15 protein-coding genes are annotated in these 14,377 nt (G+C 63.7%); all 15 read right to left on the bottom strand.

Annotated elements, in window-relative coordinates; all coding sequences use genetic code 11:
- Positions 1-158: 158 nt before the first annotated feature.
- A complete protein-coding gene (locus tag FDP28_RS08990; protein ID WP_144660736.1) occupies positions 159-1,394 on the bottom strand; it encodes a hypothetical protein in 1,236 nt (411 codons plus the stop codon).
- A 171-nt stretch (positions 1,395-1,565) separates the two neighbouring features.
- A complete protein-coding gene (locus FDP28_RS08985) occupies positions 1,566-1,826 on the bottom strand; it encodes a GlsB/YeaQ/YmgE family stress response membrane protein (protein WP_144660734.1) in 261 nt (86 codons plus the stop codon).
- Positions 1,827-1,899: 73 nt separating this feature from the next.
- Positions 1,900-2,772, bottom strand: coding sequence for a serine/threonine-protein kinase (locus FDP28_RS08980; protein WP_144660731.1), 873 nt, complete (start codon positions 2,770-2,772; stop codon positions 1,900-1,902).
- Positions 2,769-3,170, bottom strand: a complete 402-nt coding sequence (locus FDP28_RS08975) for a hypothetical protein (RefSeq protein WP_144660729.1) — start codon at positions 3,168-3,170, stop codon at positions 2,769-2,771. Before FDP28_RS08975 ends, FDP28_RS08980 begins: the two co-directional genes overlap by 4 nt.
- A gap of 100 nt (positions 3,171-3,270) precedes the next feature.
- On the bottom strand, positions 3,271-3,792 hold the full coding sequence (locus tag FDP28_RS08970) for a MarR family winged helix-turn-helix transcriptional regulator (RefSeq protein WP_144660726.1): 522 nt from the start codon (positions 3,790-3,792) through the stop codon (positions 3,271-3,273).
- A gap of 76 nt (positions 3,793-3,868) precedes the next feature.
- Positions 3,869-4,933, bottom strand: a complete 1,065-nt coding sequence (locus FDP28_RS08965; RefSeq protein WP_186313563.1) for an FUSC family protein — start codon at positions 4,931-4,933, stop codon at positions 3,869-3,871.
- Between the two features lie 123 nt (positions 4,934-5,056).
- Positions 5,057-6,304: an Ig-like domain-containing protein gene (locus FDP28_RS08960; RefSeq protein ID WP_260842401.1), complete on the bottom strand. Its 1,248-nt coding sequence runs from the start codon at positions 6,302-6,304 to the stop codon at positions 5,057-5,059.
- Entirely contained in the window at positions 6,301-6,816 is a 516-nt protein-coding gene (locus FDP28_RS08955) for a hypothetical protein (RefSeq protein WP_144660723.1), read from the bottom strand. Before FDP28_RS08955 ends, FDP28_RS08960 begins: the two co-directional genes overlap by 4 nt.
- Position 6,817: 1 nt before the next feature.
- Positions 6,818-7,666, bottom strand: coding sequence for a hypothetical protein (locus tag FDP28_RS08950; RefSeq protein ID WP_144660721.1), 849 nt, complete (start codon positions 7,664-7,666; stop codon positions 6,818-6,820).
- Between the two features lie 101 nt (positions 7,667-7,767).
- Complete coding sequence (locus tag FDP28_RS08945) at positions 7,768-8,223, bottom strand: hypothetical protein (protein ID WP_144660718.1); 456 nt, start codon at positions 8,221-8,223, stop codon at positions 7,768-7,770.
- Positions 8,224-8,708: 485 nt separating this feature from the next.
- A complete protein-coding gene (gene lipA / locus FDP28_RS08940) occupies positions 8,709-9,716 on the bottom strand; it encodes a lipoyl synthase (RefSeq protein ID WP_144660716.1) in 1,008 nt (335 codons plus the stop codon).
- A 17-nt stretch (positions 9,717-9,733) separates the two neighbouring features.
- Entirely contained in the window at positions 9,734-11,134 is a 1,401-nt protein-coding gene (locus tag FDP28_RS08935; RefSeq protein ID WP_144660713.1) for an L-serine ammonia-lyase, read from the bottom strand.
- A 395-nt stretch (positions 11,135-11,529) separates the two neighbouring features.
- Positions 11,530-12,849 carry a serine hydroxymethyltransferase gene (glyA, locus tag FDP28_RS08930; RefSeq protein ID WP_144660711.1) on the bottom strand — a complete coding sequence of 440 codons (1,320 nt, stop codon included), beginning with the start codon at positions 12,847-12,849 and terminating at the stop codon, positions 11,530-11,532.
- Positions 12,846-13,229, bottom strand: a complete 384-nt coding sequence (gcvH, locus tag FDP28_RS08925) for a glycine cleavage system protein GcvH (RefSeq protein WP_144660709.1) — start codon at positions 13,227-13,229, stop codon at positions 12,846-12,848. Before gcvH ends, glyA begins: the two co-directional genes overlap by 4 nt.
- Before the next feature lie 20 nt (positions 13,230-13,249).
- Positions 13,250-14,371: a glycine cleavage system aminomethyltransferase GcvT gene (gene gcvT, locus FDP28_RS08920; RefSeq protein WP_144660706.1), complete on the bottom strand. Its 1,122-nt coding sequence runs from the start codon at positions 14,369-14,371 to the stop codon at positions 13,250-13,252.
- Between the last annotated feature and the right edge of the window lie 6 nt (positions 14,372-14,377).

Here is a 14,377-nt window from a genome sequence, read left to right as displayed (position 1 = left end):
CGGGCCTGGATCAAGAACAAATCCTGCAAACCCGCAACACTTCCTCAGGAAACCCTCAAGAAAACCGCAGCACCATCAGCACCAGGTGAAACACCCATTTTGAGCCCTTGAACGGCACCGGAAACGGGCCGCAATCACGTTGTCCGCCGCATTGAATGTCAGGCATTCAGCAGCCCCAGCACTGGCAAGGCAACCGCCGTCGACAAAGCCATTGCGGCGGTATTGCCGATCACCGGGTGGAACCCGGCCGGCAGCCGCGAGGAGATGGCCCGGGCGATCGGGGGCGCCAGGACAGCGCCCAATACGGCCCCGCCGATGATCCCCGTCCACGAACCTCCGGAGGCCAGAACGGCAGCGGGAGCCACGGACACTAGGGATGCATACGTAGCGGCCCAGCCTTCGTCGCGGTACCAGCGCCGCCACAGGACGACGCCGACAGCTGAGGTCAGCGCCTGCGAGAACAGGATGTGGGGAAGCAGCGCCGAACCGTACGCAGGCAGTCCGGGGTTGATCACGAACGCCACAGATACCCCCAAAATCAGGCCCACAGCGGCCAGTTCATTGGCGAAGAAGTGTGTTTCCGTGAAGTCCTTGAGGACGCGGCGTGCAGCATTGACGGCGTCATTGAGGACTGATTGGTCAACGCCCGACGCCGGGTGGTTGCCTGCCGGTGCAGGCCTCGGTTGCCGCAGGACAAGCCAGGGCAGCTGCCGGGCAATCGAGAATGCGATGACGGAGCCAGTTGCCATTGCCAGGACGCTGCCGACGACCGGGGGCAAGCCCAGCGGGGCGGACAACGCACCGATGAAGAACAACGCCAGGGGTGTCACGATGCCGGCTCCCAACACTGCCCCCGTGGCGCAGGTCCGCCACCCGGGACCATAAAGGAGGACCATGGCGGGCGCGACGCAAACGAAAGGCACGAACGTTGGCTGCCAGCCGCCGTCGAGCATCCATCCGAACGCGAGGTTGGACAGCAGCAGGCTCAGCGACGCCGACCCCAGCACCCAGGGCCACAGCCCGGTGTCATAGCTCAGGGAGCCGGCCCACCTCTTACCGGAACGGGCAAGACGCCAAGCCAGCGCGGCACCTGCGAGCAGGCCCAACGCTGCCATCTCCGACTTGTAGAACAGGGGTTCGGTCATGTCGCCGAGGAACCATCCCAGGCTGGACCACAGGGAGTCGTTGGCCGCAGCCGGCCCTGACATTGGGAGGGTCCCCGATGAACGCTGCGCCAGAAGGTGGAGAACCAAGGACAACAGGCCCACTGCTGCGGCCATGCCGAACGCCCCCAATGCCGTACCCGCTGCTCCGTAGCCAGGGATGTTTGCCGGAGCCTCAGCTGTTTCAGGAAGCTCGGCGGTGGCAGGCGTGTCGGCTGAAGAGTGCGTCATTGGGAACCCTTGGCGTGCGGAAGTGTGGTGACTTCGAGCAGCGTAGCGGAACTGTTGATGACGCCCGCAGTCGCCTTGCTATGGGGTATTTGTGACCGTAAAAAGCCCCCCGAAAGCAAGAAAAGGCCCTGGCCCGCGGCGCAAACCGCGGAGCCAGGGCCTTCTGGGAAGCTAGGCCTTCTTGCGGGTGAGCAGTCCCCAGATGATGAGGACCAGCAGAGAACCGCCGATGGCGAGAAGCCACGTCGAGAGCGACCAGAACTCGTTGATGCCCACGTTGAAGAGCGCGCTGCCGATCCAACCGCCCAGGATGGCGCCGACGATGCCAAGCAGCAGCGTGGCGATCCAACCGCCGCCCTGCCGGCCGGGCTTAATGGCCTTGGCGATGGCTCCAGCAATCAAGCCCAGAATAATCCAACCGATGATGCCCATTTTTCGTTCTCTCTTTCCTAAGGAGGTCCCAGTTCGGCACAAGGACGCATGCCGCTGTTGACCTGATTGTTGGCTACCAGCTGAGTCGTCGGAACATTCCGACAACCTGGCTGGCAGACGGCCTGCCGGCAGGTTCGGGGTCGGTCATGGCATGAAGCACCATGGACCAGCGCCGCCGGACCGTGCCGGGAATTCGGGGTTCCCCGAGGGTCCTTGCAACCATGGACTCAAGGGGAGGGCCAGGAAATGCCTTCGTGCCGGTCAGGCACTCGAGGGCAACCAGGCCGAGCGAATAGATATCGCTGGCGGCCGTGGACGTTCCGCCACGGACCTCTTCGGGACTGAGGTAATGCGGGGTGCCGGAAGACGAGGAGGATGCGGAAGAAGCGCCGGCGATGGCAATTCCAAAGTCGGTCAACTGCGCGACGCCGGGTTCACCCGGATCGCTCGCGAAGTTGACCAGGATGTTGCCGGGCTTGACGTCATTGTGAACGATTCCCTTGCGGTGGATGTAGGCGAGTGCCCGGGCTATCCCGCCCATCCACTCCGCTGTCTCACGCGGGGTTGCCGGCTGCTTGTGCAGGATGCTCCGCAGATCCTTTCCGGCCACCAGTTCCATCACCAGGAAGTTACGGCTCTCTCCGTACTCGTCCCCGGTAGCGCCGGAATCGAGGACCCGGACGATGTTCTTGTGCCGCAGCCGTCCGTGGATACCCACTTCCCTGTGGAAGGGGACATCGCTGACGGGATCCGGGTTCCTGAAGATCTTGATTGCCACGGCGTTGCCCGTGTGGAGGTCGAGAGCCTCTTTGACGTAGGCTTCCGAGCCGCCACCCAAGGGATCGATCAGGCGATACCGTCCGGCAATCACCACCTCCGGGTGCGCAGCGCTTTCACTCGCGGCCCCGCGATCAGCGCGGACAGCCGCAACGTCGAGCGTTGTCATCCGAGGAGGGTTTCGATTTCGGCAGCAGGGACTCCTGCTACCTGTGCAAGGGCATGGGGGTTGACGCCGGCGTCAACGGCCTTCTTGAAGGCCAGTGCAAGGGTGTTCTGGGAGATGGCCAGCTCGTGCTGGAGGCTCTGCCTGCGAAGTGCCGCGATCCATACGGCGCTCACGGGATCCAGGGCGTCAATGTCCATCCGGAAACCGCATCCGCAGGCCCATTCCGGCCAGATGGGTTCCACGGAGACCCACTTCATGGCGTCGAAGGCGGGTCCGGCGGAGATGGCCATGTGGGAACCGCAGTGCACGGGCCCCATGGGAACTACTTGGTCCGTGAGAACTTCCACGGCGGTTTCAGCCACTGGTGCGGAGCTTGGTTCACGCAGCGAAACTGTCATCGTTCTTCCACACATTCACTAGTAAGTAGCTTGGCTATCTAGTTATATGTGTACTTATGAATAATGTCCAGTCCGGGCGCCCACTCAGGCCGGCTTCCCGTCATGCAGCAGCGATGCCGTCGATCGCCTTTCTCATACGCCGGAGGAACTCCACTACCACCGCAGCATCCTCGCCGCTCAAGGTTTCAGCGGCCTCCATCATCCGGGCATGCATTTCGCCCAACGTGCTGCGCACCTCCTGGTCCGAGCCGGGGGTGGGGCGCAAAATGAGGGCGCGCCGGTCGGTCGGATGGGGCTCCCTGACCACGTATCCCGACCTCACCAAACGATCGACAAGCGAAGTCATCGAAGCGGACGTTACGCCGAGCCGGACAGCCAGCTCCTTAGGCCCGACCTCGCGGCCGGCGCGCTGGGCTTCAAGAAGGTAGCGCAAAGCCAGCAGGTCGGTTTCACCCATTCCCATGGATGCGCGCGTCCGGCGCCTCATCTCCGCCTCTGCGGTCCGGTAGTCCCTGAGCGCATTCAGGACGTCCACAGCGCCCATCTGCTTGCGGCTCTCCAGCCCGTACCAATAGCCCTGACGTTCACTTATATCGGTCATCACCAGTCCTTTGGTAGACATGTATCTCGCTTGTCTAACCAATTAATACTAGACGATGTATAGGTTTATGGCTGGTCGAGTGACCAACGCAACTCGGTCAGGAGTCGGCGCGACGAATTCCTGCACGGCGCCAGAGGGCCGGAGCCACCACCACGGCCACACCGACGGCGGCACCAATGACGGTCTCGACAATCCGGTCGCGCAGCAACAGAGCGGGATCCACCGGAGCAGCCAGAAGCGTGGCGAACAACGCCAGCGGCGTAACGAACACCTGCGCCACGAGGTACTGGCGGGCGATGAACATTTCCGCACCAAACTGGCACACCGCAATCACCAGGACCATGGCCCACGGCGCGGGATTCAGCCACAGAATGCCGGCCAGCAGCACGAGCCCAAGCACTGTACCGGCAATTCTTTGGATGCCGCGGCTGACCCTGTGCCGGGTTGAGTGGCCCACCAGGGGAACCACCGCCGCAACCATCGCCCAATAGGTGTGACCGAAGCCGAGCCGCTCCCCCACCAGCGTGGCGATCGTTCCCGCCAAGCCGGCAGCCACCAGATAACCGCCGCCTTCCAACCAGATCGCCCGGCGCTCGGCAGGGGTATGCCGAATAGGTGGCGGACGTTTCCACGGAGTCCTGTGACTCTTGACTACGCGGGCCGACATGCCGATCGCAAGGCAAAGAACCGTGGTCCCTACAGCAACCAGGAGGGCTTCCCCAAGCGGGGGCTGGGCCGGAATCGATGCGATGGCGGCAAAGGCGAAGATGTGAAAGAGGGAGCCGCCCGGCCGCAAGCGCCAGGCAGCCACCACCACCGAACACACGCCAGCAACGACGGTCGTAGCGCCGGTCAGAAGCCATGAATACGCCGCACCTTCGATGCCCCATGCATGGGCAAAACGGGCAGTCAATGTGGCCAGGAGAATGATGAAAAGCATGAAACCGCCGGCCCGCAACTGGCTCCGGAACCGGACGCTATGGGGTTCGTTGCGCCCATAGATACCCGTAAAGGCACCAAACGAGGCAAACACCGCGAGGTCCAGGCGGCCGATCAGCATCAGCGTGATCAGCGGGACGAACACACCTACTGCGCAGCGGAGGGCGGGATGGTGGTCCTTGTTTCCAGGACCCATCGTGAACATTTCCGCTACAGCCTTCAAGGGGCGGCTCGCCTTTCGTCGCAGGATCAAACGTACGACGGCGGCGCTGGCGTCCGCTCTCAAGGTTACGCCCGGGCTGTTGGGCTAGTGCGGCTTGTGGGGCAGATAGTGCCCCACGTCACCTCAGAAGCTGGACGGTGTTCCCGGTACCTGACTGGTGCCGAGGAGGTTGCCTGCCAGGTCAGTCAAGCCTGCAGCTGGAGTGTAGGTCGCTGCGGACGGGTTGCGGTTGGCGTTGCTCGGAGTTCCCGTCACGGTTGATCCCAGGGTGATGGTCAGCGTCTTGTTCGCCGCGTTCCACACCAGCTTGGAGTCGCCTGAGTACGTCAGGACCGTGTTGCCGTTGTTGTACGAGGCTCCAAGCGCCACGCTTCCCACCGCCGGGGCCGAGCACCCGGGAGTGTTGACGGTCAGCGTACTCGCCGTCGTAATACCCACCGTGACCTGGCTGTCGCCACTGAGGGTTTGGTTACCGGTGCCGGTCCATGCGCTGCAGATGGTGCTGGCGTTCAGGGCCTCAGAGAACGTGATGGTCACAGTATCGCCCTTGTCGATCTTGCCCGCTGTCCCGCCGGTGCCATTGCCAAGCTGAACGTTTGTCACAGTCGGGGCTGTCGCATCCTTGGAAGAGCTGGCCGTGCCCGCCACGCTGACGTTTCCGGCCGCGTCAGTGGCCTTGGCCGAGTAGTTGATCGTGCCGTCGGCAAATCCCCTGACATCAACCGGCGCGGCCGTCCAGTTCCCTGAACCATTTGCCGTGATCGTCTGCGATATCGGCTGGCCACCCGTACCTGAAACAGTGAGGGTGACCGACGAGTTGGCCTCGGCGGTGCCACTCACCGGAACCTTGTCCGCGAGGGACGCATTGATCACCGCGACGGCGTTGACCACCGGGGCGGTGGGCGGCGTGGTGTCCGTGACAGGCGTTGTCCCGGCACTGCGGGGACTCTCGACACCCTGCCACAGGGAGAGCATAGGTGTCACCGTGTAGTACCAGGTCCCGGCCGGGACACTTGCCTCGGCACACGAAAGAGCAGAGATCGTACCCTGGCAGGTTCCGGTCGCAGCAACGCGCGTACCGCCGGTGGCCGAACTGTAGCGTCCGATGCTGTAGCCGGTCACTGACTTGCCGGCCGCCGTCGTACTGGCCGCCCAGTTGACCGTGACATTGGTGCCGGACACGCTGGTGGTCGGCTTGGCCCCTTGGGCCACGGAATCGGCTTTCACCGCTCCGTTGCCGCTGCTGACGGAGCCCCAGAAGGCGCTGGCCGCAGGGCCGCCGAAGGAAACAAGGAGGATACCCAACGCAATGACCAAGAGGCGGTTCCACCGCCCCATAGTGATGCGCGAAGGCTGACGGTCCTGGCTCACTTCCGTACCTCCAGCGTTACGGGGATGGCGAATTGGGCGCCTTGGCAGGCGGACATGGATGTGGTGCCCATGCTGGCTGCACCCTGCAACGTCACGAGGATGGAGCTGTTCGCCCCGATGGTGATGGGCGGGCTGAGCGGCGCGGCGGGGGGTGTGAAAGTTACTCCGGTGGTAGTGCAGGATGCGTGGGCGTCGTCGACAGAAACAGGCCCGTTGGCCGCGAATCCATAGATGGTGACAGCGTGGGGGTTGGGGTTCGACGCCCGCACCAGGACGTCGGCGGTTCCTCCGGGAACCAAACTGGTTTGCACGGTGTCCCCCGTGACCAGCGCGTCCACCGTAACGTTCTGCATCGTGCCATTGGTAGAGGATCCGCTTCCGACGCCGGTGGCGGTCCAGTAGGCGTAGGCGGTTCCGACGCCGCCCAACACACACAGCGCTACTGTGGCTGCGGCGGTTCGTGCAAGGCGGCCTGGTGCGGCGATGCGGGGTGTCCGGACTGTGGTCTTCATGTCAGTTGCCTTGTCCCGTGCCGGAGTACGTGAGCTGGATGGTGGCGCCTTTGCAGCCATCCTGGAGTTTGGGAGTGTCGAGCATCGTGATCCGGGGCCAGCTTGGTTCCGGCACGCGGAGCGCTGAAAGTGTTCGAACACCGGGGTCCACTGCCAACGGATATGCGCCCGAGTATTGGGTGAGTTTGTAGTCAGCCGTAGTGCAGGGAAGGTTGGCCGCGATTGCCGCCTGGGTTCGGACCACCTGGCTGATGGAAACGGAAAGATTGGTCACGGCGATGCTCTTTTTCTCCGGGTTGGAGATCTCCAGTTCGATGGACTGTGCGACACCCGGTGCGAGCAAGCCCTTCACTGTCCCCGTTACGCCGAAATTCCGCTTGACTTCCAGGACCTGCAATTGGCCGGGTGCCGTGTTGGACACGACCGTTCCGCTGCTCGCCTTGACCGTGAAATCCGTCTTGGCGACCGGCGTCGTGGTGGCGGTGCCGACAGTCAGCGTCGTCTGGGCGGTGCTTCCGGAGGTGAGGTAAACCGACGCCGGCGCGAAACTGGCGGTGGCGCCGGCTGGCAGGCCGCTGACTGAAAACGCAACAGACCCGACGAATCCACCCGTTGACGTGGCCGACACCGTGAATGTCGCAGCTTGTCCCTGGTCAACCGTTCGGCTCGACGGCGACAACGCCACAGTGATCCCCGTCGGCGGTTTTGCAGCGCTTCCCTGGGCGCCTCCTTGGCCGTTGCTGGCAGCGAGAGCCGCAACCGGTGTGATGGCCACCAGCAAGGCCAGCAGCAACGCACGAAGGACTCCACCTCGGTGGAACGGTACGGTGCGCTCTGGGCGGTGGTCCATGGAAGCTCTTTTCGGACGTTGGCTTGGGTGCGGTGGAGAAGGTGCGTGGAAAAGAATGGTCCGGGGTCCGCCATCACAAGGCGGACCCCGGCGTCGAGGTCCTACAGGCTGCCGACGGTGACCGTCACGATGGCCGACTTGCAGGCATCCTGGTTGACGGTGGTGCTGTCGTTGAACTTCAGCGTTCCGGTGCCCACCTGGGTACCGGTGCTGTTGGCTGCGACGGGGCTGTTCGACGTGACGGCAGTGACCTCGAACCAGGCAGGGAGACAGCCGGCCACGTTGGTGGTCACACTGGCGTTCAGGGCTCCCACCACGGTGCTTGAAGTGGTGGAGTTGTCAGCGGTGTACGTCACCGGGACCGAGTTTCCCGGAGCGAGGCCGCCCGCGAAGTTGGCGTGGAGGGTGACGGTTCCGCCGCCGGCCGAGTTGGTGGCAGCTCCGGTGCCTGAGCCTGTAGTGGTCCAGTAGGCGTAGGCGGCTCCGCCACCCACTGCTACCAGTGCGACGCCCGCGACCGCGGCGGTGATCCGGCTCTTCTTGGAAAGCTTGCGCATGATGTGACTCCTTGGTTGGTCTGGTCCGGGGAGCCGCTGTGCAACCCCCAGCATCCGTCCGTTGCTGGCGGATGAAGCGATGCACCCAATGGTTCAGGCATGGCAAGTCCGATGGCTACAAATCGGAATACCTCAATTTTTCGTTCGAACAACGTCCCTCAAATACCCACCTACTAGATGCGAGTACTCGCCTTCTCGGGGAGGACTACTTAGTAAGGCTGCTGTCATCCCAGCCATGGCGGGCCAGGCGGTACTCGCCTTCTCGAATGGTGTCCAAGGAGTGGACGCGGCCTCTGCATGGGCCCCAGGCAGCAGTCCAGCGTTGCTGCGCCAACATTGTGCCCATCTTGAGCAAAAATTGCGCTGGTGTTCGATGGTTTCGCCACCACGTCTCAAACGACGACGGCGGTCGGTCACCTTCTCAAGGCGACCGACCGCCGTCGTAAAGAGCTAACCCACGCCGCAGAATCCCCTGCAGCGCTGGTTCAGTGGTGGGCGGCGAGGATGGTGGAGGCTTCCTGGCGGGTGGTGCCGGAGGACTCGATGTGGGCGAGGGCTTCGGGGATGTCCCAGCCCTTTTTGCGCATGGCGGTGGCCCAGAGCCGGCCGGCGCGGTAGGAGGAACGCACCAAGGGCCCGGACATGACGCCGAGGAAGCCGATTTCTTCGGCTTCGTGCTGGAGGTCCACGAATTCCTGGGGCTTGACCCACCGGTCCACGGGCAGGTGCCGTTCGGACGGGCGCAGGTACTGGGTGATCGTGATCAGGTCACATCCGGCGGCGTGCAGGTCGCGCAGGGCTTCGGAGATTTCCTCGCGGGTCTCGCCCATGCCCAGGATCAGGTTGGACTTGGTCACCATGCCCAGGTTCCGGCCCTGGGTGATGACATCCAGGGACCTCTCGTACCGGAACGCCGGACGGATCCGCTTGAAAATGCGGGGCACGGTCTCGACGTTGTGGGCGAACACTTCGGGTTTGGAGTCGCAGATCGCGGCGATGTGTTCGGGTTTTCCGGAGAAGTCCGGGATCAGCAACTCCACCCCGGTGCCGGGGTTCAGTTCATGGATTTTCCGGACCGTTTCGGCGTACAGCCACACGCCCTCGTCTTCGAGGTCGTCGCGGGCCACCCCGGTCACGGTCGCGTAGCGCAGCTGCATGGCCTGCACGGAGCGGGCGACCTTGGTCGGTTCGAAGCGGTCCAGCGGGGAGGGCTTGCCGGTATCGATCTGGCAGAAATCACAGCGCCGGGTGCATTCGGACCCGCCGATCAGGAACGTCGCTTCCTTGTCTTCCCAGCACTCGAAAATGTTCGGGCACCCGGCCTCCTCGCACACCGTGTGCAGGCCTTCCTTCTTCACCAGGTTCTTCAACCCGACAAACTCAGGACCCATCTGGACCTTGGCCTTGATCCACTCAGGCTTACGCTCAACAGGGGTTTGTGCGTTGCGGGCCTCAACGCGCAGCAACTTGCGGCCTTCAGGGGCGAGAGTCATGTGATGTGCTTCCTTGCCTAGCATTCGACGACGTTGACGGCGAGGCCGCCCATCGCTGTTTCCTTGTACTTATGGGACATGTCCTTGCCCGTTTCCCGCATGGTCACGATCACCTCGTCAAGGGACACCCGGTGCGTCCCATCACCCCACAACGCCATCTTCGCCGCGTTGATCGCCTTCGCCGCAGCAATCGCGTTCCGCTCAATACACGGAATCTGCACCAACCCCCCGATCGGATCACACGTCAGCCCCAGGTTATGCTCCATCGCGATCTCTGCCGCGTTCTCCACCTGCGCCGGAGAACCACCCATCACCTCAGCCAACCCCGCAGCAGCCATCGACGACGCCGAACCAACCTCACCCTGGCACCCCACCTCAGCACCCGAAATCGAAGCCTGCTCCTTATACAAAACCCCCACCGCACCCGCAGCGAGCAAGAACCGCACCACCACATCATCCCTATCAGCCTGGGTAGCCTGATCCATGCCCGGAGCGTAATTCAACGCATAGTACAGAACCGCCGGGATGATGCCCGCCGCACCATTGGTCGGAGCCGTCACCACCCGCCCACCGGACGCGTTCTCCTCATTGACCGCCAACGCGATCAGGTTCACCCACTCCTGCCAATACTTCGGATCGTTCCGGTCCTTGTCCTCCTTCAACAACCGCTCCAACCAATCAGGAGCACGACGACGGACCCGCAAGCCCCCGGGCAGCACACCCTCACGCTTCAGGGACGTTTCAACACAGGCCTCCATCACCGACCAAATATGCAGCAGCCCCTCACGGATCTCCTCCTCCGACCGGGACGCCCGCTCATTGATCAACATGATGTCGGAAATGCCCAAGCCTTTGGACGCGCACCGGCCCAACAACTCCGCCGCCGTCCGGAACGGCAACGGCAACTCCGCCTTGGACTCCTCCAACTCCACCCGGGCCGTGCTCTCCTCACCCTCACGCACAATGAACCCGCCACCAACCGAGAAAAACGTCGCCTCCCGCAGCACGTTCCCCTCAGCATCAGAGACCACGAACTTCATCCCATTCGTATGCCGCGGCAACACCGTCAACGGATGCAACACCATATCCGCAACGCCGTACTCCAGCAGGACTTCTCCGGCGAGATTCAGCTTGCCGGTTTCCTCGATCGACGCGAGGCGTTCTTCCACCTCATCAGGCAGGATCAACTCCGGTTCGTAGCCTTCGAGACCCAGCAGCGTGGCAGTGAACGTGCCATGACCTTTGCCCGTCGCGGCCAAGGAACCATACAGATCCACCCGCAACGACGCCACGGCAGGCAGATCGCCGGATTCATGCAGTTCCCGGGCGAACACCGCCCCGGCACGCATCGGCCCCACCGTATGCGAACTCGACGGGCCAATGCCCACAGAGAACAGATCGAAAACACCAACAGCCATGGCCGTGATCCCTTTCAGGGAGGAGTAAAGAACAAACAAAAAGGTGGGGACTGGGCCAAATCCCGAGCCAAGGCGGCCCAGCCCCCGGAGGTCCCAGTGCGAACCTCCAACCCGGTATTGCTGTGAGGCATTCGTTCCCAGCAAATGCCGCACCCGGGTAGATCAAAGTGGGCCACCACGGTCCGCGTCGCCAACGGCCTGTCGGGGCCCGCGTCCTCTGCGGCCTCGGTCGCAGTTGCACCCGCTGAGCGGATGCGATGCTCCCTTAGACGGCCGCTGCCGGACCCCGCCCCCAAATAGGCCGCTTCGAACCAGACCGTTTCGGGGGTTCGCTGCGGGGTGTGCTCTGCGCACGGCACACCCCGCAGCTTGCCCACGAATCGGAGGATAGGCCCTTAGCCCAGGTTCGCAACCCCCGGGTAGAGCGGGTGCGCCTCAGCCAGTGCTTCGACGCGGTGACGCAGCCCGCTTAGGTCCGTGTCGGCGTCGGCGATCAATGCTTCAGCGATGATGTCCGCAACCTCGCGGAAGGCTGCTTCGCCGAAGCCGCGCGTCGCAAGCGCCGGGGTGCCGATGCGCAGGCCGGAGGTGACCATGGGCGGGCGGGGGTCGAACGGAACGGCGTTGCGGTTGACGGTGATGTCGATCGCTGCGAGGCGGTCTTCGGCTTGCTGGCCGTCGAGTTCGCAGTTGCGCAGGTCCACGAGGACCAGGTGCACGTCGGTACCGCCGCTGACCACGGAGATGCCGGCCGCTGCGACATCCGGCTGGACCAGGCGCTCAGCGAGGATGCGGGAACCTGCCAAAACCCGGGCCTGGCGCTCACGGAATTCTTCGGACGCGGCGATCTTGAATGCTACGGCCTTGCCCGCGATCACGTGCTCCAAGGGTCCGCCCTGCTGGCCTGGGAACACGGCCGAGTTGATCTTCTTGGCGATGTCGGCGTCGTTGGAGAGGATGATGCCGCCACGCGGACCGGCGAGGGTCTTGTGCGTGGTGGAGGTGGTGACGTGGGCGTGCGGCACCGGCGAGGGGTGCAGGCCAGCAGCCACCAGACCCGCAAAGTGTGCCATGTCCACCATGAGGTACGCGCCCAAGGAGTCGGCGATCCGGCGGAATTCGGCGAAGTCCAGCTGCCGCGCGTATGCGGACCAGCCGGCCACAATCAATGCAGGTTTGTGTTCCTGCGCCAGGCGCTCCACTTCAGCCATGTCCACCGTGTGGGTGTCTTCGCGAACGCCGTAAGGCACCACGTTGTACAGCTTGCCGGAAAAGTTGATCCGCATGCCGTGGGTGAGATGGCCGCCGTGGGCCAGGTTGAGGCCCATGATGGTGTCGCCCGGCTTGATGAGCGCGTGCATCACTGAGGCGTTGGCCTGCGCGCCGGAGTGCGGCTGGACGTTGGCGTACTCGGCTCCGAACAGGGACTTGATGCGGTCGATCGCGAGCTGCTCGATCACGTCCACGTGCTCGCAGCCACCGTAGTAGCGCTTGCCCGGGTAGCCCTCGGCGTACTTGTTGGTCAGCACCGAGCCCTGGGCCTGCATCACTGCCACTGCGGTGTGGTTCTCGGACGCGATCATTTCCAGGCCACCGCGCTGGCGACCCAGTTCGTCGTCGATCTTTGCCGCGATCTCGGGGTCCAGCTCCGACAGCTGGGCGTCCAGCGACGGCGACACGACCTGCTCGAATTCACTCACGGATACCGGGTTCACAGTTCGCCTCCGTTGGCTGCTGCGTATTCCTCGGCCGTCATGAGCGGGCCTTCTTCGGTGGCGGCGACTTTGAAGAGCCAGCCGGCGCCGTAGGGGTCGTTGTTGATGAGGGCGGGATCGTCGACGACGGCGTCGTTGATCTCGGTCACCTCACCGGTCACGGGCGAGTAGAGGTCGGAGACGGACTTGGTGGACTCCACCTCGCCGCAGGTCTCCCCTGCGGTCACCGTGGAACCGACCTCGGGCAGGTCCACGTACACGATGTCGCCCAGGGCGTCGGCGGCCACGGCGGAGATGCCAATACCCACCGGTCCGCCGCCATCTGCAGCAACCCATTCATGTTCAGCCGAGTACTTCAATTCAGCAACTACTTTGCTCATATCAATTCCTTCTCTCGTGACTACTTGGAACGCTTGTAGAACGGCAGCGGCACAACTTCGAACGGTTCGGCCTTGCCGCGGAGGTCGACGTCCACCACAGTGCCAACCCCGGAATGCTCGACGTCGACATACGCCAACGCGACCGGGTAACCGAGCGTCGGGCTCGGCTGCCCCGAGGTCACCTCACCGATCAGCGAACCGTCTTTCAATACCGAATAGTGACCGCGGGCTGCACGACGTCCGGCACCCTTGAGGCCCACCAGCTTCTGCCCGATCGTGGAGCCGACACCGGCGGCCTTGATCGCAGCCAGTGCTTCCTTGCCCACGAAGTCCCCCTCCTTGGACAACGCCACAACCGGGCCGAGGCCGGCTGCGTAGGCATTGACGTGGCGGGAGAGCTCGTTGCCGTAGAGAGGCATGCCGGCCTCGAGGCGAAGCGAGTCGCGGGCAGCCAGGCCGGCCGGGATAAGCCCGTGGCCTTCGCCGGCTTCAAGGAATTCTTCCCAGAGTGAGGGAGCGTCTGCGTTCGGGACGTAGATTTCGAAGCCGTCTTCGCCCGTGTATCCAGTCCGGGCCAGGAGCAATTCCTGTCCGCTGATGGTCACCTCAACAGCCGCGTAGTACTTCAGCTCCGTGACCAGTGAGTGCTGCTCGGCCGGAACCAGGCGCAACAGGATCGTTTCAGCAAGAGGGCCCTGCACAGCAATGAGGGAGGTCTCAGCGGACGCATCCTCAACAACAACGTCGAACCCGGCGGCGCGCTCGGACAGGGCCGCCGCAACCACCTTGGCATTGCCGGCGTTCGGCACCACCAGGAACTTCTCCGGACCACGGCGGTACGTGATCAGGTCGTCGATGATGCCGCCGTCGCCGTTGCAAATCAGCGAGTACTTGGCCTTGCCGTCGGCGATCGCGGACAGCTTGCCCACCAGGGCATAGTCCAGGAACGCGGCTGCTTCCGGACCGGTTACCCAGACTTCGCCCATGTGGGAGAGGTCGAACAAGCCGGCAGCCTGGCGTACCGCGTGGTGCTCAGCCAACTCGGACTCGTACTTGAGGGGCATCTGCCAGCCGCCGAAGTCCGTGAAGGACGCGCCGGCCTTTTTGTGTTGCTCGTAGAGAGCGGTGTAGTTCTCAGACATCACAGG

Source organism: Paenarthrobacter nicotinovorans (assembly GCF_007670255.1).
Lineage (GTDB): Bacteria > Actinomycetota > Actinomycetes > Actinomycetales > Micrococcaceae > Arthrobacter > Arthrobacter nicotinovorans_B.
The sequence above is the reverse complement of the archived record's forward strand: the minus strand, read 5'-3'. Positions and strand labels throughout refer to the sequence as shown.